General features: G+C 63.3%; 21 protein-coding genes. 8 read left to right on the top strand and 13 right to left on the bottom strand.

Going from position 1 to position 20224, the window contains the following annotated elements:
• Positions 1 to 37: 37 nt before the first annotated feature.
• Both selD and mnmH read left to right on the top strand, forming a co-directional pair.
• Entirely contained in the window at positions 38 to 1072 is a 1035-nt protein-coding gene (gene selD / locus M5G11_RS00355) for a selenide, water dikinase SelD (protein WP_273913071.1), read from the top strand.
• Positions 1072 to 2181 (top strand): tRNA 2-selenouridine(34) synthase MnmH, encoded by a 1110-nt coding sequence (gene mnmH / locus M5G11_RS00350; RefSeq protein WP_273913070.1) that lies wholly within the window; start codon positions 1072 to 1074, stop codon positions 2179 to 2181. The genes selD and mnmH overlap by 1 nt, the downstream gene beginning before the upstream one ends.
• A gap of 18 nt (positions 2182 to 2199) precedes the next feature.
• Here mnmH and M5G11_RS00345 read toward each other — a convergent pair whose 3' ends face one another.
• The 4 genes from M5G11_RS00345 to M5G11_RS00330 form a co-directional block, all read right to left on the bottom strand.
• On the bottom strand, positions 2200 to 3252 hold the full coding sequence (locus M5G11_RS00345; RefSeq protein ID WP_273913069.1) for a permease: 1053 nt from the start codon (positions 3250 to 3252) through the stop codon (positions 2200 to 2202).
• A gap of 63 nt (positions 3253 to 3315) precedes the next feature.
• The gene (locus M5G11_RS00340; RefSeq protein ID WP_273913068.1) at positions 3316 to 4392 is read right to left on the bottom strand and encodes a lipocalin-like domain-containing protein; all 1077 of its coding nucleotides are present in this window, start codon (positions 4390 to 4392) and stop codon (positions 3316 to 3318) included.
• Positions 4382 to 6853 carry an ABC transporter permease gene (locus M5G11_RS00335; RefSeq protein WP_273913067.1) on the bottom strand — a complete coding sequence of 824 codons (2472 nt, stop codon included), beginning with the start codon at positions 6851 to 6853 and terminating at the stop codon, positions 4382 to 4384. Before M5G11_RS00335 ends, M5G11_RS00340 begins: the two co-directional genes overlap by 11 nt.
• Positions 6853 to 7518, bottom strand: a complete 666-nt coding sequence (locus M5G11_RS00330; RefSeq protein ID WP_273913066.1) for an ABC transporter ATP-binding protein — start codon at positions 7516 to 7518, stop codon at positions 6853 to 6855. The genes M5G11_RS00335 and M5G11_RS00330 overlap by 1 nt, the downstream gene beginning before the upstream one ends.
• Positions 7519 to 7716: 198 nt before the next feature.
• On the opposite strand from M5G11_RS00330, the gene M5G11_RS00325 reads away from it, so the two are divergent.
• Positions 7717 to 8172 (top strand): REP-associated tyrosine transposase, encoded by a 456-nt coding sequence (locus M5G11_RS00325; RefSeq protein ID WP_273913065.1) that lies wholly within the window; start codon positions 7717 to 7719, stop codon positions 8170 to 8172.
• 99 nt (positions 8173 to 8271) lie between these two features.
• Here the strand turns inward: M5G11_RS00325 and M5G11_RS00320 are convergent, their stop codons facing one another.
• Together M5G11_RS00320 and M5G11_RS00315 are read right to left on the bottom strand one after the other, a co-directional pair.
• Positions 8272 to 9318, bottom strand: coding sequence for a class I SAM-dependent methyltransferase (locus M5G11_RS00320; RefSeq protein ID WP_273913064.1), 1047 nt, complete (start codon positions 9316 to 9318; stop codon positions 8272 to 8274).
• 187 nt (positions 9319 to 9505) lie between these two features.
• Entirely contained in the window at positions 9506 to 10084 is a 579-nt protein-coding gene (locus tag M5G11_RS00315; RefSeq protein WP_420793859.1) for an eCIS core domain-containing protein, read from the bottom strand.
• A 163-nt stretch (positions 10085 to 10247) separates the two neighbouring features.
• On the opposite strand from M5G11_RS00315, the gene M5G11_RS00310 reads away from it, so the two are divergent.
• A complete protein-coding gene (locus M5G11_RS00310; RefSeq protein ID WP_273913063.1) occupies positions 10248 to 10877 on the top strand; it encodes a LysE family translocator in 630 nt (209 codons plus the stop codon).
• A 9-nt stretch (positions 10878 to 10886) separates the two neighbouring features.
• Here M5G11_RS00310 and M5G11_RS00305 read toward each other — a convergent pair whose 3' ends face one another.
• A complete protein-coding gene (locus tag M5G11_RS00305; RefSeq protein WP_273913062.1) occupies positions 10887 to 11453 on the bottom strand; it encodes a TetR/AcrR family transcriptional regulator in 567 nt (188 codons plus the stop codon).
• 91 nt (positions 11454 to 11544) lie between these two features.
• On the opposite strand from M5G11_RS00305, the gene M5G11_RS00300 reads away from it, so the two are divergent.
• Positions 11545 to 12279 carry an SDR family oxidoreductase gene (locus M5G11_RS00300; protein WP_273913061.1) on the top strand — a complete coding sequence of 245 codons (735 nt, stop codon included), beginning with the start codon at positions 11545 to 11547 and terminating at the stop codon, positions 12277 to 12279.
• Between the two features lie 38 nt (positions 12280 to 12317).
• Positions 12318 to 12908: a 2-hydroxychromene-2-carboxylate isomerase gene (locus tag M5G11_RS00295; RefSeq protein ID WP_273913060.1), complete on the top strand. Its 591-nt coding sequence runs from the start codon at positions 12318 to 12320 to the stop codon at positions 12906 to 12908.
• 16 nt (positions 12909 to 12924) lie between these two features.
• On the opposite strand, the gene M5G11_RS00290 is transcribed toward M5G11_RS00295, so the two are convergent.
• The gene (locus M5G11_RS00290; RefSeq protein WP_273913059.1) at positions 12925 to 13806 is read right to left on the bottom strand and encodes a serine hydrolase domain-containing protein; all 882 of its coding nucleotides are present in this window, start codon (positions 13804 to 13806) and stop codon (positions 12925 to 12927) included.
• Positions 13807 to 13965: 159 nt separating this feature from the next.
• Between M5G11_RS00290 and M5G11_RS00285 the strand changes: the two genes are divergently transcribed.
• Positions 13966 to 14583: a hypothetical protein gene (locus tag M5G11_RS00285; RefSeq protein WP_273913058.1), complete on the top strand. Its 618-nt coding sequence runs from the start codon at positions 13966 to 13968 to the stop codon at positions 14581 to 14583.
• Between the two features lie 64 nt (positions 14584 to 14647).
• On the opposite strand, the gene M5G11_RS00280 is transcribed toward M5G11_RS00285, so the two are convergent.
• Complete coding sequence (locus M5G11_RS00280) at positions 14648 to 16171, bottom strand: hypothetical protein (protein WP_273913057.1); 1524 nt, start codon at positions 16169 to 16171, stop codon at positions 14648 to 14650.
• Between the two features lie 278 nt (positions 16172 to 16449).
• Between M5G11_RS00280 and M5G11_RS00275 the strand changes: the two genes are divergently transcribed.
• Positions 16450 to 17319: an AraC family transcriptional regulator gene (locus M5G11_RS00275; protein WP_273913056.1), complete on the top strand. Its 870-nt coding sequence runs from the start codon at positions 16450 to 16452 to the stop codon at positions 17317 to 17319.
• 14 nt (positions 17320 to 17333) lie between these two features.
• Here the strand turns inward: M5G11_RS00275 and M5G11_RS00270 are convergent, their stop codons facing one another.
• From M5G11_RS00270 to M5G11_RS00255, 4 genes are all read right to left on the bottom strand, one after another.
• Positions 17334 to 17804: an arsenate reductase ArsC gene (locus M5G11_RS00270; RefSeq protein ID WP_273913055.1), complete on the bottom strand. Its 471-nt coding sequence runs from the start codon at positions 17802 to 17804 to the stop codon at positions 17334 to 17336.
• Positions 17805 to 17813: 9 nt separating this feature from the next.
• Entirely contained in the window at positions 17814 to 19094 is a 1281-nt protein-coding gene (locus M5G11_RS00265; RefSeq protein ID WP_273913054.1) for an arsenic transporter, read from the bottom strand.
• A gap of 27 nt (positions 19095 to 19121) precedes the next feature.
• Entirely contained in the window at positions 19122 to 19472 is a 351-nt protein-coding gene (locus M5G11_RS00260; RefSeq protein ID WP_273913053.1) for a metalloregulator ArsR/SmtB family transcription factor, read from the bottom strand.
• 85 nt (positions 19473 to 19557) lie between these two features.
• Positions 19558 to 20214, bottom strand: coding sequence for a DUF1266 domain-containing protein (locus M5G11_RS00255; RefSeq protein ID WP_273913052.1), 657 nt, complete (start codon positions 20212 to 20214; stop codon positions 19558 to 19560).
• Positions 20215 to 20224: the final 10 nt, after the last annotated feature.

The following is a 20224-nucleotide window of genomic DNA, read 5'->3' as shown; positions in this document are numbered from 1 at the left end:
CTAGACTGGCCCCCTGAACAACAGGGGGCAATCCACCATGAGCGAACCGATACGTCTTACCCAGTACAGCCATGGTGCTGGCTGTGGCTGCAAGATTTCACCCAAGGTCCTTGAAGTGATTCTCGCCGGCAGCGGAGCGCAGAACCTCGACCCCAAGCTGTGGGTCGGCAATGCCTCGCGCGATGACGCGGCGGTTTATGCCATTGATGACGAGCGCGGCGTGGTCTCCACCACCGACTTCTTCATGCCTATCGTCGATGACCCTTACGATTTCGGGCGCATTGCCGCGACCAACGCCATCAGCGACATCTACGCCATGGGCGGTGATCCGCTGATGGCCATCGCGATCCTCGGCTGGCCGGTCAATGTACTGGCCCCGGAGATTGCCCGCGAAGTGATTCGTGGCGGGCGCGCGGTGTGTGACGAGGCGGGGATTCCCCTGGCCGGTGGCCACTCCATTGATGCCCCCGAGCCGATCTTCGGCCTGGCGGTGACCGGCATCGTCGACAAGCGCAACATGAAGCGCAACGACACCGGCACAGTCGGTTGCCTGCTCTATCTGACCAAGCCGTTGGGCAGCGGCGTGCTGACCACGGCCGAGAAAAAGGGCCTGCTGCGAGACGCCGACGTGGGCCTGGCCCGCGACCAGATGTGCACCCTCAACCGTGCCGGCAGCAAATTTGCCAAGCTGGCGGGGGTCATGGCGATGACCGATGTCACCGGTTTCGGCCTGCTTGGCCACCTGGTGGAAATGGCCGATGGCAGCGGCCTCAGTGCTCGCCTTGATGCCGCCGCAGTGCCACGCCTGGCCAGCGTCGACCACTACATTGCCGAAGGCTGCGTGCCGGGCGGCACCTTGCGCAATTTCGACAGCTATGGCGAACGCATTGCGCCCCTGAGCGAGGCCAACAAACTGCTGTTGTGCGACCCGCAAACCAGTGGTGGATTGCTGGTGGCGGTGGCGCCTGAAGGGCAGGTGGCGTTTCTCGAAATGGCTGCATCGCTGGGCCTCGACCTGTCGCCGATTGGCGAACTGGTCGAGCGACAGCGTCATGCAGTCGAGGTGTTTTGATGCGCAGCGACTGCACTGATTTCCGTGAACTCTTTCTCAACGATCTGCCCCTGATGGACGTACGCGCCCCAGTCGAGTTCGACAAGGGCGCGTTCGCCCAGTCGATCAACCTGCCGTTGATGACCGACAGCGAGCGCCAACAGATCGGCACCACCTACAAGCAGCAAGGCCAGCATGCCGCAATCGAGCTGGGCCATGCGCTGGTCGGCGGCGCGATCAAGCAGGCCCGCATCGAGGCCTGGGCGCAGTTCGCCCGGGCCAACCCGCAGGGCTACCTGTATTGCTTCCGTGGTGGCCTGCGCTCGCAGATCACCCAGCAATGGCTGAAGGATGAGGCCGGTATTGCCTACCCGCGCGTGGTCGGCGGCTACAAGGCGTTGCGTACCTTCCTGATCGACACCAATGAGCAGGCCATGGCCGAGTGCGACGTGGTTCTGCTCGGTGGCATGACTGGCACCGGTAAGACAGAGGCCCTGGCGCAGTTGGACAACGCCGTGGACCTTGAAGGGCACGCCAACCATCGCGGGTCGAGCTTCGGCAAGCAGGTCACGCCACAGCCGCCGCAGATCTCTTTCGAGAACAACCTGGCCGTGGACTTCCTGAAAAAGCGCGCGCAGGGAATCGAGCAGTTCGTGCTGGAAGACGAAGGGCGCTTGATTGGCGGGCGGTCGTTGCCGCTGTCCATGCAACTGCGCATGAAGGCTGCGCCACTGGTGTGGCTGGAAGACAGTTTCGACAACCGCGTGGAGCGCATTCTCAAGGACTACGTGGTCGATCTGAGCGCACGCTTTGTCGAGGCCAACGGTACCGAGGAGGGCTTTGCGCTGTTTGCCGAGCGCCTGCGCCTGAGCCTGTCGAGCATTGCCAAGCGGCTCGGCGGCGAGCGATTCCAGCGTCTGGCTGCGGCCATGGACAATGCCCTGCAAGCGCAGGAAGTGCGTGGTGCAGTGGACGGCCATCGCGAGTGGATCAGCGTGTTGCTGGAGGAGTACTACGACCCGATGTACGTCTACCAGCGCGACGCCAAAGCCGAACGTATCGAGTTCGCCGGCGATCAGGCTGAAGTGCTGGCGTACCTGCGCCAGCGCCACCACCACAGGCTCGCCTGAGCCCGTGGTGTCTCGCGGTTAAAGCACCAGCAACGCCACGAGGCCGCTGGCCACGCCCACCAGCATGGTCAGCAGCGCCACCCAGACCAGTACGCGGGTATCGAACGATTTGCGCAGCATCAGCAGCGACGGCAGGCTGATGCTTGGCAGGGTCATCAGCAGCGCCACCGCAGGCGCGGTGCCCAGGCCCAGGGTCATCAGGGTCTGCACGATCGGGATTTCCGCCGCCGTGGGGATCACGAACAGCGTGCCGACGATGGCCAGTGGGATCAGCCACATCAGGCCGTCGCCCATGCCGCCGTCCACGTGCGGGAACACCCAGACCCGCGCGGCGCCCAGCAGCAACACGGCCAGCACGTAGATCGGGATGGTGGTCCAGAACAGTTGCCAGAGGGTTTTCATCCAGCGGCCGAACAGGTTGCCCTGTTCCGGCGCGATGGCGGCATTAGCGGCTTCGACGGCAGGCTCCGGCAGCACGTCCGGGCGCGAGATACGCTGGGCGAACAGCGCCACGCCGAACACCAGCACCACCCCGGCCACCAGGCGCAGGGCGCTGAATTCCCAACCCAGCACAAAGCCCATGAACACCAGCGTGGCCGGGTTGAGCACCGGGTTGGCGATCCAGAAGGCCAGTGCGGCGCCTACCGATACGTTCTGCTTGCGCAGCCCGGCCACCACGGGTGCGGCGCAGCAGCTGCACATCATGCCCGGCAGGGCGAACAGGCCACCACGCAGGGTCGAGCCGAAACCGGCCTTGCCGAACAACCGCAGCAGCCAGTCACGCGGGATCAGCACCTGCACCAGCGAGCCGAGGATCACCCCGAGCACGGCGGCTTTCCAGATCGCCAGGAAGTACACCTGGGCATAGGCGAGCGCAGCGGCCAGCGGTGCGGTCTGCTGGTCGTTGAGGATCGAGGCGCCGATGCTGTGCTGATCAGCGGCGATGAAGGACTTCAGGTAATAGGGGGACCATTTGACGTAATACAGGCCGATGATGGCGACGAGCAGAAACACCAAAGGTTTCCACCACAGCGACCAGCCACGAGGGCTGGGGGCGAGCGAGCTGGGCATGGGAGCTTCCAGAAGGGACAAGGACTACCCAAGGATAGCCGCAAAGGCGCCAGGAGTGGGGCTTCAAGGCGCATAGCCGGTCATTTCCAGGTAGCCCCGGCCGTTGCTGTCGCCGCTGATGCGTACCGGGCCCTCCCAGTACGGGAAGCGTGTGCCCATCCAGGCCTGCGGCAGCAGCGCCTGGATTTCGACCGTCAAGGTGGGCTGGCTCAACGCGACGCGCCAGTGGGTCGGTACGCGCCGACCATTTGCCAGGCGAGTCCAGGCGAGCGGGGTGAGTGTGATTTGCTCGGGCTTTAGCGGCGTGGCCTGACCGTCGGCGGCGATCCAGGTGCCGGCCCGGTAAGGCGCCGCATTCTCCTGGCGGACCTGGAACAGCATCAGCTTTGCGCCGCTGTCCAGGTGCAGGGAAAACCAGTCCCAACCGGATTGCCCGGCAGCCAGCGGCTGGCTGCTCCATTCGCGGTCGAGCCAGGCCTGGCCGGTGACGGAGAAGCGCTGACCGGCGCGTTCGATCTCGCCACTGACCTGATAGAACGGCTGGCTGTAGTAGTACGACGCCTGGCCTTGCCCGGATTTCTCGCTGTAGCCCTGGTCGCCATGTAGTACCAGGGGCCGGTCGCTGCGCAGCTGCAGGCGGTAGTTGAAGTCTTTGCCAGTGGCGTGCATTTCCAGTTGCTGCAGGCCGTCGCCGCCCAGGCTGCGCAGCGTCCAATCGTCGATCCAGGCGTGGAACGGGCTGACGGCAACGCCGGCCTGGCCAATGCCACCCCGGGCCAGGGTTTCGCTGTACTGGTGACCGAATGGGCCACTGAGCGCGGCATGGCCCATCCACACATTGGGGCTTTCCCAGCCTTGCTGTTCGCCGCCGGGGCGCAGGGCCGAACGGAACAGCGTCCACTGTGCGCCCCAGCTGCGCCCGTCGCTGTCGGTGAGGTTGGCGGTGACATACCACCACTCGATACGAAAGCCATCGTGGGCGCCGTGATCGGCAGGGAACTGCAAGCCATGGCCGCGTTCGACCTGGGCAAACTCGCCGGCCTGCTGGCCAAGGCCGGCAAAACCTGTCGATGGCGGTGCGGGTGGGTCGCAGCTGGCGAGCAGCAAAGCCAGCAGGATCAGCACGGGTTTAGCGTTCATCGGCAAATTGCCTCAGCAAGTCGGCGGGCTGCCGTCGAGCCAGCTGCCACAGCGGCCAGGCTGCTGCCAGCAGGCTGGTAAACAGCCCGAGCAACGCCAAGTGCGCCAACTGCATTGGGAACACATGCAACGGCAGGCGCCAGCCGAACGCCTGTACATTGACCACCGCCACCAGGCACCAGGCCAGCAGGATGCCCAACGGCATCGCCAGCAACACGGTCAGCCCGGCGAGCATCAGGGTTTGCCCCAGTGACAGCCAGGCCAGTTGCCGGCGCGTCACGCCCAGCGCCCAGAGTGGCGCCAGTTGCCCCAGGCGGCTCTGGCCGAGGGTCAGCAGGCTGATGAACAGCGCCACGCCGGCGACGCTGAGGGTCAGGCTGTTGAGCGCCGCCGTGGCGGCAAAGGTGCGTTCGAACACTTCGACCGACCAGCGCTTGAGCGTGCCCTGATCAACCAGCCGGGTGCTGTCGAGCCGATAACGTGATTGCAGTTGCGCCTTGAGTGCGGGGACGTGCTCGGCGGGCAGGCGGACATTCAGTGAACTCAGCGTGGCACCCGGCCAGAGCCGGCGCAGCAGCTCATCATTGAGCAGCAGTTGGCCCCTCGGGTTGCCGTAGTCGGCATACAGCGCGACGACGGGCAGAGCCGGCGAGGGTGGCGTCGTGGGCAGGGCCAGGCGTTCCCCTAGATGAAGTTTCAGGCGTCGGGCCAGCTGTTCGCTGAGCATCAGGCCTTTACCGCTGGCGAGGCTGGCCCAGGCATCCGGCTGCTGCTCCAGCAATGGCCAGTGCTGGCGATAGCTGTCGTGGTCGAGCATGCCTTGCAACTGGACCGGCAGGCCTTGCAGGCGCAACTCCAGTCGCCACTGCGGCAGGACCGCTTCGACACCAGGCTGCTCGTCGAGCCAGCGGCGCATCGCCAGGCCTTGGCGGGTATCGCGCGGGGTGATGTAGAGCTCGGCCGACAGGCGCTGGTCGAGCCAGCCGAGGAAGGTCTGGCGAAAGCCTTCGGTCATGCTGCCCACGCCGACACTGGCGGCCAGTGCCAGCAGCAAGGCCATCAAGGCCAGGGCCAGGGCCGGCAGCTGTTGGCGGCTGTCGGCGATGAACCATTGGCTCAGTGGCGTGCTGCAGAGGCGGCTGAGCAGGGCCAGGGCCGCATCGAGCAGGGCGGGCAGGACCAGCGCTGCGGCGGGCAGCAGGCTGGCGAGCAGGGCGAAGGCGCTGGGCAGGCTGTCGCCCCAACGCCAGCAAGCGGCCGCGATCAGCAACAGGACAATCGCCAGTGCGCTTTGCCGGCGTAGCCAGAGCGCTTGGGCCTGGCGCCAGGCTTGTGCCTGGGCCAGCGCCAGCAGCGGCAACTGTGCGGAGCGCAGCAGGCTGTTGAGTCCGGCCAGGGCTGCCCCGAGCAGACTGATGCCGAGCCCGGCCAGCCACCATTGCGGGGACAGGCTCAGGTGCCCGGCAACTTGCGCACCGTACAGCCCGCGCAGGCTGGCGGCGACATCGCCGAGCAACAGGCTCGCCAACAGGTAGCCACTGAGCACGCCGGCCAAGCCGGCAATCAAGGCGAACAGGCCCAGCTCGAGCGCCAGTGCGCCGATCAGCGCCCGTAGGCTGACGCCGCAGGCTCGCAGGGTACGCAACAGGCCCCGGCGTTGTTCCAGGGCCAGTCCGATGGCCGCATGCACGATGAACAGGCCTACCAGGAATGCCAGCAAACCCAGGGCCGAAAGGTTGAGGTGGAAGCTCTCGGTCAGGTGTTGCAGGTCATCGTTGTCTGCGGCCGGTTGCAGCTGTAGCTGGGTGCGCAGGTTGTCGGGCAGGGCGGGCAGGGTGCGCGCGAAGTCGTTGGGCAGCAGCAGGCGTGACAGTTGTTCCGGCGCCTGTAGCAGGCGCTGTGCCTGGCCGATGTCGACGATCATTACACCGGGGGCGAGTTGCGCTTGTACTGCCAACGGCGGCAGGCGTTGGCCGTCTGCGCTGGTGGGCTGGTCGCCGGGTTTGAGCCCGAGGCGTTGCAAGGTATCGGGGGCGACCCAGGCCTGGCCGGGTGGCGTCAGGAAGTGCAGCAGATCGAAGCCTTGTGTGGATTGTCCGGCTACCGAGCTGTCTGCGGGCAGTGACAGTGGCTCGATGCCAAGCAGGCGAACGCTGACCGGTTCACGCCCGGCAAAGCGCAAACGACCCTCCAATACCGGCGACACCGGCCAGCCGGCGCGGCGCAGTTGCACGTAGGCCGATTGCGCAAAACGCTCGCCTTGGCGCGCAACCAACTGCGTTTGCGCGGCCCCCGCCAGCAGGGCGTTGGCCCGGGCATAGTCAGCGCGGGCCTGATCGTTCAGCGCCTGCACGCCGGTCCACAGGGCGGTCGCCAGCCACAGGCCGGTGAGGATGCTGATGCCTTGCAGGGGGTGGCGTCGCCAGTGGCTGAGGAGCGCGCTCAGGCACAGGCGCAGCATCAGGCGTCACCGGGGAGCAGGCGGCCCAGGTGCAGTTGCAGGCGGCGGTTCAAGCGCGTCGCGAGGTGGGTGCTGTGGGTCACCATCAGCAGGCTGCTGCCAGCTTCGTGGACCAGTTGCAAGAACAGTTCGAGGACGATCTCGCTGCTGGTTTCATCGAGGCTGCCGGTGGGTTCGTCGGCGAGCACCAGGGCTGGCCGGGCGGCGAGCGCGCGGCCGATGGCCAGGCGTTGCTGCTGGCCGCCGGAGAGTTGTTCGGGGAAGCGTTGCAGCAGCGGGGCCAGGCACAGGCGTTCGGCGAGGTAGGTGCTCCAGGTGCGGTCATGGCGATTGGCGAGGCGGGCCTGGAAGGACAGGTTGCTGGCGGTGTCGAGGCTGCTGATCAGGTTGTATTGCTGGAACACCAGGCCGATGTTTTCGCGGCGCCAGCGCGCGCGTTCGGTTTCGCTGCGGCTGTGCAGGGGCTGGCCGTCGATGAGGATGCTGCCTTGGTCGGGCTGTTCGAGGCCGGCGATGAGGTGGAGCAGGGTGCTCTTGCCGCTGCCGGATTCGCCCATCAGGGCCAGGCTGGTGGCAGGGGGCAATTGCAGGTCGACACCGCGCAGGACTGGCAGCGGGCCCTGGGCGGTGGGGAAGGATTTGTACAGGTTCTGGATGGTGAGCATCTGGCTAAGCGTAGCCGCTGCCGTGAGGCTGCGCTCGCCTGCAGCGCAGGCGCCGCTTTGGGGAGCCCTGCGGACTCCAGCGCAGCCTGACGGCAGCGGCTACAGACCGAGCTCGCAAAACCCCGAAATAACCCCACTCCGAAGGTGGCCACAACCCCACTAGTCTTGAACAAAAATAAAGGCAGGGAAGCAAAGGTCATGTCACGAGAGCGTGCACATGGTTTGTATTCGGGGCGAGTCAGTGAGGTGGGCCGTGCTTACCTGGTGACAGCCGTTACTGATCGACGCAGGGCGCTATTCGTCGACTGGATGAGTGGACGGTTGCTGGTCAGGGAGTTCAGGTCATTGCACGAGAGCAGGCAGGTGCAATCCATGGCCTGGGTGGTGATGCCAGATCACTTCCACTGGTTGTTTCAGCTACAGGGTTCAAGCCTGGGCGCCGTGATGCGCAAAGTGAAGTCCAGAAGCAGCCTGGCATTGAATTCAGTTAGAGGAGAAACAGGGCGGGTCTGGCAGAAGGGCTACCATGACCAAGCGGTTCGTCAGGAAGACGATGTGAGGTGTATTGCCCGCTACATCGTGAACAACCCGATTCGCGCAGGGTTGGTGACCCGAGTTGGTGATTATCCACTGTGGGATGCGATGTGGTTGTAGCCGCTGCCGTGAGGCTGCGCTCGCCTGCAGCGCAGGCGCCGCTTTTGGGAGCCCTGCGGACTCCAGCGCAGCCTCACGGCAGCGGCTACAGACCGAGTTTCACTTGCGTGCTTCCAGGATCAGATTGAATGGTGTCTCCGTGGCCCGGCGGAACCGGGTAAACCCAGCCTCCTCAAACACCTTGCGCAAGCGCCCTTCACCCGCCTGGGCACCCAGCCCCAACCCCACTTCCTGCGATAACGAATTGGGCGTGCAGATAAACGTCGACGCCGCATAGAACAATCGCCCGACCGGGGTCATGTTCTGCTCCAGGGTGTCATTGGCATACGGCTCGACCAGCAACACGCTGCCATCCTCCTTGAGCGACTGCATCGCATGCCTGGCCGCGCCAACCGGGTCGCCCATGTCGTGCAGGCAGTCGAAATAGCAGACCAGGTCATAGTCATTGCCCGGGTAGTTCTTGGCACTCCCCTGATGGAAGCTGACCTGCTGCGCCACCCCGGCATCCTGCGCGCGCTGGTTGGCGGTTGCTATCGATGGCGCGTGATAGTCGAACCCGACAAACCGCGAGGCGGGAAACGCCTGGGCCATGATCACCGTCGACGCGCCATGTCCGCAGCCGATATCCGCGACATTCGCACCAGCGCGCAACTTCTCGACCACGCCGTCCAGCGCCGGCAGCCACTCGCTCACCAGGTGCGCGCGGTAGCCCGGCCGGAAGAACCGCTCGGTACCGCTGAACATGCAGGGATGATGGTCGCCCCAGGCCAGCGCGCCATCGCCGCGCATGGCGGCGACTAATTTGTCCTTGTCGTGGAACAGCGCGGCAATCACCGAGGCGCCGCCGGCGACGTACACCGGTGAATCCTCGATCGCCAAGGCCATGGCCTGTTCTTCGGGCAGGCGAAATGTGCCGTCTTGATGCTCGACATAGCCCGAGGCGGCCTGTGCGCTCAGCCACTCGCGCAACAGGCGGGCGTTGCAGCCGGTTTTGCTGGCCAGGGCCTCGGGGGTGATGGGGTGGCCGTCCGCCATGGCCTTGTACAGGCCCAGTTCGTCACCCAGGATGATATTGGCAAGCATGGCTGCAGCGCCCATGTCGCCGACCAGTTTGCCCATGAACGCGTTGAGTTTGACCTCGTCCATTGCGTGCACTCCTGAAAGAAGCCAGCAGGGCTTTAAGTTTAGTTGCTGCGGCGTGTCGGCTGAGGTTTTCCAGCCGACTGGTCCTGGCTTTTGTAGCCGCTGCCGTGAGGCTGCGCTCGCCTGCGCAGCAGGCGCCGCTTTTGGGAGCCCTGCGGACTCCAGCGCAGCCTGGCGGCAGCGGCTACCTTCACTGCCCCGCCAGTCGCAGCGCCTTGCTCACCTTCGCCTGGATCTCGTAGGCCGGGGCCTCGACGGCCTCGTAGTTGCGGGTGTACCGCGCGGCAAACTCCTCGATGCCCCATTCCTGATACTGCTGCACATGCTTCAACTCATGTGCCCACAGCGCGACATTGTTCTGCGCGTCCTCGGCCGAACGGAACACGATGATGTCGATCAAGGTCACCGCACTCACATCCGGGTTCTGCAACATCGCCGTTGCCGCATCGATCTGTTGCGGATCACCCACCTTGAACCGCGCGGCATCCAGCACCTGGAAGTCGTAGTACGCCTCCAACTGCGCGCGGATATGCAGCGGAATCGGCAACACCTCGCCGGCCGCCGCGGTATCCCGCGACAACTTCAACCAACCCGCCAGGCCACTGGCAGCCATCTTGCTGACATCTTCGAACAGCGTGCCCAGATCCGGGCTGAAGGCTTGCGTGCAGGCCGCCTGCAGCGGGTCTGCCGGGCACCCCGCAACGGCGGCTTGCGACAGGCCGAGGGCAAGGCCCAACAACGCAACACGGGGCAGGGAAACGACTGACATGGAACTCCTGGCGACTCGCAGCGCCTTGATGAGCGGATCACGGTTGGACTACCGCCAGACGGGTTCGTCACCTCAAGGCCGACGAATTGTCATGTGGCAACACTTGAGCAAGCGCGCCAAGCCATGCATTCTTGGCGCTTTGCGATTTCTGGAACGGCCCTTGATGGACGCCTCGACCTTTCTGCTTTACGTGATTGCCGCCAGTGCGGTGATGATAACGCCCGGCCCGGCCATGCTGCTGGCGCTGAACAACGGCGCCAGCCACGGCATGCGTGTAGCGGGCTTCGGCATGGCCGGGGCGATGGTCTCCGACCTGATCCTGATCGCCGCCGTGGGCTGTGGCCTGGGTGCGTTGCTGCAAGCGTCCGAGCAACTGTTCAGCCTGGTGAAATGGGTGGGCGCAGCTTACCTGCTGTACCTGGCCTGGGTACTCTGGCGGGCACCGACCCAAGCCCTTGCCACTACCCATTCGAGCGCTGCTGTCACTGGTCGTTCGAGCTTCCTGCGGGCACTGCTGGTCGGCTTGTCCAACCCCAAGGGCCTGCTGTTCCTTTCCGCATTCCTGCCGCAGTTCATTCGCCCGGACCAGCCGGTGGCCCAGCAGTACGTGATTCTTGCCGTGACCACGGCGGTACTCGACTGCGTCATGATGATGATCTACGCCCTGGGCGGCCGGCATGCCATGCGCAGCTTCTCCGCGCGGGTGATGCAGTGGGTCAACCGCAGCTGCGCCGGCATGCTCGCCGTACTGGCGCTGGGCCTCAGCCTGTATCGTCGCAACGACCTGAGCTGAACACAGGGCTCAAGGCGCTGGATGCAGCGCCTTGGCCAGGAACCCACGGCTGGCCTGCAACACCTCTTCCTGGCTCGTTTCATGCGCCAGCATCCGCGCGACCACCAAGGCACCGACACACTGGCACAGCAGGGCCCACGCCAGTTGCGGGTCGTCCAGTGTCTGCGACCACACCTCCTGCAACGCCCGCAGCCAATGTTCGGCCTCCTCTCTGACTGGCTGCGCGGCCCGCGCCACTTCGGCGCCGAGCGCGGGAATCGCACAGCCATGCTCCGGGTTACGCAGGTGTGCCATGTTCAGGTACTGGTCCAGGCAGCGCTCGAGTTTCTCCCGGCTCAGCGCACCGTGGCGCGTGCACAGGCCGATCTGGCTGTTGGACAGCTCATGGCGCACGACCTCGGTGAACAGGTCGTCCTTGGACGGGAAATGGTTGTAGAACGCGCCTCCGGTCAGGCCGATGGCCTTCATCAGCCCGGCCACGCCGGTGGCCGAGAATCCGCCCTGTTTGGCGATGGCGCCGCTGCTTTCAACCAGCTTCTGGCGGGTCTGTTCCTTGTGGGTGGTGGAGTAGCGCACGCCGACGGTCCTCTGAATCACTGGCTTGACGAAGACAAAATCATAGCATAGCGTTCGTTTACTAAATGATCGTTTACCAAAAGGCGACGCTATGACTCAGAACAACAACAAGGTCGTGCTGGTGGTTGGCGCGGGGGATGCGACAGGCGGGGCGATTGCCAAGCGTTTTGCGCGCGAAGGCTACATTGCCTGCGTCACGCGGCGCAGTGCCGACAAGTTGCAGCCGCTGCTCGACGAGATCCATGCCCAAGGCGGTCGGGCGTACGGTTTTGCCTCCGATGCGCGCAAGGAAGACGAGGTGGCGGCGCTGGTCGAGGATATCGAGACGAACATCGGCCCGATTGAAGCCTTCGTCTTCAACATTGGCGCCAATGTGCCCTGCAGCATTCTCGACGAGACGGCCCGCAAGTACTTCAAGATTTGGGAAATGGCCTGCTTTGCCGGCTTCCTCACCGGCCAGGCGGTGGCGCGGCGCATGGTCACCCGTGAGCGCGGGACCATCCTGTTTACCGGTGCTACCGCAGGCCTGCGCGGTGCCGCCGGGTTTGCCGCGTTTGCCGGGGCCAAGCATGGCATTCGCGCCCTGGCGCAGAGCATGGCCCGCGAGCTGGGGCCGCGAAATATCCACGTTGCCCATGTAGTGGTGGATGGGGCAATCGACACCGCATTCATCCGCGACAGCTTCCCCGAGCGCTATGCGCTGAAGGACCAGGACGGCATTCTCGACCCGGCGCATATCGCCGACAGCTACTGGTTCCTGCATGCCCAGCCACGCGATGCCTGGACCTTCGAACTCGACCTGCGCCCGTGGATGGAACGCTGGTAAGCCACCTCTCCGATAACAACAAAAAGGAACCTGTCGCGATGAGCAAGACTGTCGAATGCTTCTTTGACCTGGGCAGCCCGGCCAGCTACCTGGCCTGGACTCAATTGCCTGCACTGTGCGAGCGCCACAACGCGCAAATGGTGTGGCGCCCGATGCTGCTCGGTGGCGTATTCCAGGTCACCGGCAATGCATCGCCTGCGGCGATCCCGGCCAAGGCGCGCTACTCGCTGGTGGACCTGCAACGCTACGCCAGCCGCTATGGAGTGCCATTGCACTTCAGCCGGTATTTCCCGATCAACACGCTGACCTTGATGCGCGGCGCGATTGGCATGCAGCTCAAGCATCCGCAGCGCTTCGAGGCCTACCTGACGGCGATGTTCAATGGTATGTGGGTCGAGCAGCAGAACCTGGGAGACCCCCAGGTGCTGGCTCAGGTACTGGCGGCTGCCGGGTTTTCAGCGCAGGAATTCATCGCGCTGGTCGCCGATGCCGAGGTCAAGGAGGCGCTGAAGGTGGCCACCACCGAGGCCGTGCAGCGCGGGGTGTTTGGCGCGCCAACCTGCTTTGTCGATGGCGAGATGTTCTTCGGACAAGACCGCCTGGAGTTTGTGGAGTCGGCATTGGCCTGAGGGCCGCAGCCGGCTGCTAGCGCAACAGCGACTGCGAGAGTTGGAGCAGGGCTTGGGTTTCCACCTTGCCCTGATCTTCGCCTTCGCTGAATGCGGCACACGTGGCCGTGTGCTTACCCTGAACACTGCGGTATATCGCGACCACAGTGTTCGGCCCGCTTCCGGTGTGCCCGCACAAGGTCAACCCGCTGTCCACGGTGCCGATCATCAAACCGAGTGCGTAGCCGGGAACCGTCCAGGGCCGGCCGGGGATCGGGCCGCCCAGGGCCAGCGTGCTGTGCATCTCATCAAGCAGCGCGCGGGGGAGCAGTGCTCCGCTCAAGAGTCGATCCAGCAGCAGGGCTGCCTGCGAGAGCGGGCCAACCAGCAGGCCGTGATAGACCCAACGCGGGTCATAGCCGGCATCTGCGCCCATGCGTACCGTCTCAAGATCGGCGCACGTCGTCGCGAGGCGAATGGCCGTCATGTCGAGCGGGGCGAATACACGCGCCTCCAACACGTCCGCGAGCGGCAAGCGGGTCAGGCGCTCAAGCAATCGCGTCACGTACAGATAGCCGACATTCGAGTATCGCCAACCGCTGCCAGGGGCATAACGCAGGCGGTTGGCATCCAGGCGCTGCAGCATTTCATCTGCCGGCCAGGGTGTTTCACCCTGGGCTACGGCTGCATGGTATTCGGGCAACTCACCATAGTCGGCGAGCCCAGCTTGATGTTGCAGCAGTTGGCGCAGTGTAAACGGGCCTTCGAGCACTTCGTCGTCAAGCCTGATCAGGCCGTCACGCACCAGTGTCAGGGCGGCTGCGGCCAGTACGGTCTTGCTGAAGCTCCACCAGGGGACTGACACTTCGGGTTTGTGCGGTGATTGCAGGGTGCCGTTTGCAACAAGGGAGTAGCGCAATGGGTACGTATCCTGGTGGGCGAAGTGCCTTTTTCTGATCTTCGGTGATCCTGGCCTATTTTTCCACAGTGCAGAAGGGCCTGCCGCGTCTGTTGTTTCGCCGTAGCGCGGCTGCTCTGGCACAATCTGCGCTGCTTAATTAACGGAGTAGTCAGCGCAATGATTGTGGTTGTTGAAGGTATCAGTGCCTGCGGGAAAACCACGTGGTGCGCCAGGCAGGGTGGGCAGCATGTCGTTGCGGAACATGGACGATTTGAAAACGTACCAGACCGGACGGCGGACCCCATCGGCACCGCAACGTTTTGGGCCGAGCGAAACGTCGACCGCTGGCAAGCGGCGCTGGCCATGGAGGCACAATCGGCGTGGGCGGTGTGTGACAGTGACCCGCTCAAACTCCACTACATCTGGACCCTGTGGCAGATCGGCGAGGCAAGCGAGCACGACTGGCGAGTAGAGTTGGACGCCACACGGGAAACCATCGCCCAAGGGCGTATCGGTTTTGCCGACTGTTACATCGTTGGCCGCATCGATCCGCAGCTGGCGCGTGAACGTGCCAAGGCCGACACGACTCGGCGTCGGGGCAACTTTGAACTGCACGTACGCCTGCAACAGGCACTTTTGAGTTGGTACTCGGCCATGGCGCAAGTGCGCCCCGCAAGCGTGCTATTCGAGTTGCCAGCCGCAATGCCGGCCGTGGAAAACCGCGAGGGGCGCTATTCGCTCGCAGCCTTTGATCAAATGATCGCGTTGCTGCCAACCTCAAGTCACCCCGCTTGACCCAGCCGTGGTTCCGCGCAGCGAAGCGGCTGCCCGGAATCACGACGTGCCAGTGTGTAGACCGTTACGCCGACTTCAAGCGTACCAGCCCGAGAATGGCCTCTCGCAGGCTGCTCGCGCCGTTGTTGCTTTGGGTGAGCACCACGTCGACCTTGGTGCCGTCGTGCTTGGCAATGGCCAGTTTCTTGTTCAGCAGGCCGCTGATGGTGATGTTCGCGATATCGCCAAGCGCTACGCGGTGCGCCTCCTTGAACTGCAGTTGGACATACACGTAGTCCAGATCGACCAGCACGCCCTTGTCGCCCGAGCCGAAGACCGTCTCATCGAAGAAGAATACCACCTGGTCGTTGGCGACCCTCAGGCCGTTCTTGTCCAGGAAGGCCTGAATCTTCTTCGACGGCAAATCCGGGGCGGCGTAGAACTTGTGGTCGGCGTTGGAGAGGCGGCCATGTGCGGCGGTTTTTACGCTCATGCCGCTGCGTTGCTCTTGCGGTGCAGCTGTCAATGCGAGGGCAGTGGCCGGTTGCATGGCGGCCTGATTCTCGCGGGCAACGATCTTGGCAATCACCAGCGCACACTGCTCGTCGAACTGCTCAAGGCAAATGAACTGCGCATAGCGTTCAAGTTCCGGGCGACAGGCATTGAAGCTGTCCACTGTGCTGAGGTCGCATTGGCGCAGTTGCGCCTGGAGCAGTGCCTGTTTTTCGCTGAGCAGGTCGCCCATGCCGAAATATTCCACCACCTGGTCAAGGCGCCCCTGATCGCCGCCAAAGTTGCGCAGCAGGATCGGATAGATCGTCTCGTTGTAGGGGTAGACACTGATGGCCTTGATTGCTGACACCACCAGGGCATCTTCGGGGATGATGCCTTTTTCAATGTTTTCGGTGATCGCCTTGGATTTTCTGATCTCGTCATTCGAGTAACCGTGCAACGTGCCGGGTGACTCTTCATTGATTGCATCGAGCGTGGCCAGGTAGGCCGCTGTCACGAGATTGTCGGCCGCGTCCACGAATACCCGGACAGTCGTGGGGCTCTTGAAGATCTCGTCTTTCTTCAGCGAGTCGCCAATGGCGGTGACCCCTTTGGCCATCAGGTTGAATACGCCATGGCCGATATTGGATAGGAGGTTCTTGGCATCGGCGTCGTACACCGCCTTTTCAGTGCCGTAGCCTACCCATTGGCGGCGACTTTGCCGGCGATTGGTGCGATGGGCGTCCAGGTCGGAAGAGCGCTCGGCAATGGCTTCGTATTGTTCAGCCAATACCCCGAAGTCTTCATCCCATGAATCGTAGCGCTGCATGAACGTTTCATAGAACCGCGCTTCGTCAATGTCGTAGATGCCGTGGGCGACAATGAACTTGATACTTTGGCCGATGGCCTGCTTGCGGATCTCGTCGGCCAGGTCGTCGCCATCTTCATAGAGGGCATCCAGGTTGGCAAACAGCTCGTGAAAGCCCGCGTTGATTTTACGGGACCAGGTCGAGGCAATCGTCGTGAACGCTCGCCGGACTGAGTTTGTATCAACCTTGCTCTTCGGCGTGTCGAGGAAGTGGCCGTAGAGTTCGAACTTCTGAATGCTCGCATCCATTGCATGTCACCGTTTCAGGGGCGCGGGTAGAAAGCGGGGTAGGGCGCTTTGATTGAAGTGCCGTCTTCCATGGAAAGTGGCACAAGGCCATTGAATACTACCTGCTTTGCTGACGGCTTTCGACCTGTGGCCGTTGCTCCCATCGCCAAAGCCAAGGTTCATACGCATCAAACGCCCTGTCGTGCATTGGCGTACCTTGAGCAAACCCGGCTAGGCGCACGTACACCGATTTGATCGATGCTGTTGTCCACCGTACTTCCAGTAGGAGCTTCTGCCCTGTGACCGACCTGCCGACCAACGCCGCCTACTTAAAGCGTTTCAACGCCGTGCTGGCCTATATCGAGGCCAACCTCGAGGGTGACTTGTCGGTGAAGGCGTTGAGTGATGTTGCGAACTTTTCGGTGTTTCACTTCCATCGACAGTTCACCGCGTACATCGGCGTGCCCGTGGCGCGCTATGTACAGCTGATGCGACTGCGTCGCTCGGCACATCACTTGGCCTCTATTGCGCACTACTCGGTACTGGACGCGGCAATCGATGCCGGCTTTGAGAGCCCCGAGGCATTTTGTCGGGCATTCAAGCGGGCAATCGGCATGACGCCAAGTGCGTTCCGGCAGCAACCGAGTTGGACGGTCTGGAATACGGTGTTCGCCATCCCTCACTTCTCAAGGAGCGTCATCATGCAAGTAAGAATCGTGGATTTTGCCGAGGTAAGGGTCGCAGCGCTGGAGCATTGCGGGCCACCGGGGCAAGTTGATGAAAACGTACAAAAGTTCATTGCGTGGCGCATGCACAGTGGGCAGTCGCCGGTTGCAACCAGTCGTACGTTCGGGGTGCCGTACAACAACCCCGATACAACACCGCCGCAAGACTTCCGCTTTGCTATTGGTGGTGAGATCCACGAGGCGGTGTCAGCGAATACGTTCGGCGTGCATGAGATCGTCATCCCCGGCGGGCGTTGCGTTGTGGTGCGGCACATGGGCTCGCCGGATCACATCGGCGAAACGATCTACCCCATCTACCGTGACTGGCTGCCTGCCAGTGGGGAAGAACTGCGCGATCACCCGCTGTTCTTCCACTACCTCAGCGTGTATCCCGAGACGCCGCAGGATCAGTGGCAGACGGATATCTATGTGCCGTTGCGATAAGGGGGAGGGAGCGTTTATTGCTCGCCTATGCGATCCAGCGCTGCCTTGAGTTCGGTGGGAGCGAGTGATGCCAGGTCCAGTGCAAAGAATGCCGCGAAGCGCTTTTTGATGTGTTCAATCGTCGCCTCGAAAGCGGCTTGCACGTCGGCATCACTGCCGGTCACCTCGGAAGGGTCGCTCAAGCCCCAGTGGCTTTTGATTGCCGGGCCGAAGTAGACCGGGCAGGGCTCACCTGCGGCCTTGTCGCACACGGTGATAACGATGTCTGGTGGCGAGGCTGAAAAAGTCTCCGACCCCTTGCTATACAGGCCATCGGTGGCGACACCCATGGCCCTTAGCGTGCTCAATGCACGACCATTGAGACGGCCGCTGGGGAAGCTGCCCGAGCTCAGCCCTGTCATGCCGGCAGGCGCAAGGTGATTGAACAGCGCCTCCGACAGCACGCTGCGGCAGCTGTTGGCGGTGCACATGAACAGGACGTTCATTGAAAACTCCTAGATTGAAAGGCGCAGTGCTAGCGCGGCCAGGGTGACCAGCAAGATCGGCAAGGTGAGCAGGCTGCCGACTTTGAAGTAATACCCCCAACTGATGCGGATATTCTTGCTCGCGAGTACGTGCAGCCACAGCAATGTGGCCAGGCTGCCGATGGGGGTGATCTTGGGGCCCAGGTCGCAGCCGATCACGTTGGCATAGATCATTGCCTGTTGAATGACCCCGGAGGCTTGGGTGGCCTCAATCGACAGTGCCCCGATGAGCACGCTGGGCATGTTGTTCATGACCGACGACAGCAGGGCGGCCAGCACCCCGGTGCCGAGGGCAGACGCCCATACACCGTGTTCAGCGAAACCGTTCAGCAGCCCGGCCAGTTGTTGCGTCAGCCCCGCGTTGCGCAGCCCATAGACGACCAGGTACATCCCCAGAGAGAACACGACGATCTGCCAGGGGGCGTGCTTGATGACGCGTCGGGTCGAGATAATCCGGCTGCGGCCTGCGACCACTAGCAGGATCACGGCGCCCAAGGCAGACACGGCACTCACGGGAATACCCAGAGGCTCCAGGGTGAACAGCCCGAGCAACAGCAGCCCAAGCACCCACCAGCCGGCAATAAAGGTACGCACATCGCGGATGGCTTCGCGAGGGGCTTGCAGCGTGGTGTCGAAGTGGGCAGGGATGTCCTTGCGAAAGAACCACCACAGCATGCCCAGGGTGGCGGCGATGCTGACCAGGTTCACCGGCCACATGATCGAGGCGTACTCGCCGAAACCGATATCAAAGAAGTCCGCCGAGACGATATTGACCAGGTTCGACACCACCAGCGGCAAGCTGGCGGTATCGGCGATGAACCCGGCGGCCATGACGAAGGCCAGGGTAGCGGCCGGGGAAAAGCGCAGCGCGGTCAGCATGGCGATGACAATGGGCGTGAGGATCAATGCCGCCCCGTCATTGGCGAACAATGCTGAAACCATCGCGCCCAGCAGCACCATGAGCACGAACAGTTTGCCGCCGTGACCGTTGCTCCAGCGCGCCATGTGCAGTGCAGCCCATTTGAACAAACCGGCTTCATCGAGCAACAGGCTGATGATGATCAGCGCGATGAATGTGGCGGTGGCATTCCAGACGATGTGCCACACCACGGGGATGTCGCTCAATTGCACAACGCCGCTCAGCAGCGCCAGCAGCGCACCGCCGGCGGCACTCCAGCCGATCCCCAGGCCTTTGGGTTGCCAGATGACCAGCACCAGGGTCAGCACAAATATCGAAGCGGCTATCAGCATGAATGGGGCTCGGGTGTGTGGGGGAAGTCAGCAGCAAGCGGCCTGGCGTACCGGGCGGTCACTCATGGAGGCCAGGCGCTGGGCGTCCTGGGTCAGCCATGGCAGATTCGCGTCGCGGGTTATCTGCAGCACCTCGATGACCCATTGCGGGAGGGCGGGGTGAAGACGGTAGTAGATCCATTGGCCTTGGCGGCGGTCTTCCAGGAGGCCGCAAGCGCGTAGTTGGGCAAGGTGGCGTGAGACTTTGGGTTGGCTGTCGTCCAGCGCCCAGATCAGCTCGCACACACAAAGCTCACCTTCGGCGCTGAGCATCAACATGATTCGGGCGCGGGTTTCGTCGCCTAGGCATTTGAAGACGGTGGTGGGAGGCAGGGGCATGGAAGGGCTCGTATATTCGAAAAACCGTATATTCGAATATACAGATGTATTTCCTGCTGAGGAAGCGTTGCTGAGGGGAGCACGCTTACCCCGCCAAAACCGGGTTCAACGCCGCTGGCGAACGCCAGGGTATATCGGCCCAGGCACCGCTGCCGGGCGCCAGCAACTGGCGCAGATGCTGCTCGTGCAGCGCTTCGCCCAGCGAGTCGACGCGAAACGCTGCAACCCACTGCTCACGCCCCAGCTTGTAGGCAGTGCCAAAGTCTTCCCAACTGTCGAAACAGTCCTGCGCCCGCTGCGCATTGAGCAGCAGCACACGCCAGGCGAGGTCGGGCTCCAGCCAACGCATCAGCAGCGCACAACGGACCAGGAACGCCACCCGCGTGCAGGCAAAGGCCATGGCTGCGCGCGGCTCATCGCCGGCGACCAGCGCCTGCAGGTCGAGGCTGAACCATTGCCGTTCGAGGGTCGCGCTGAAGTGCGAGCGCACCGCCTCGTCATTGCAATGGCTGCGGATCCCGGCCTGGTGCAGCAACGCTGCTCGCAGGATGGTCTGCGCTTGCTCGGTGAAGTGATCACACGCCGGCGAGTAGAAACCCTCGACTTCCATCGCATCGGCCATGGGCCTGGCCAGCAGCAGCGACCAGTGCTTGCGCTGGCTGAACAGCGGCTTGGCGCTGCGAGGTTTGAATGCTCGCCACAACAACCAGGCTGAGACTACAACTGCGAAAAGCAAAAACATGCCGGTCTCC

It is taken from the genome of Pseudomonas fontis, from assembly GCF_028656955.1.
GTDB classification, from domain to species: Bacteria; Pseudomonadota; Gammaproteobacteria; order Pseudomonadales; family Pseudomonadaceae; genus Aquipseudomonas; species Aquipseudomonas fontis.
The sequence above is the reverse complement of the archived record's forward strand: the minus strand, read 5'-3'. Positions and strand labels throughout refer to the sequence as shown.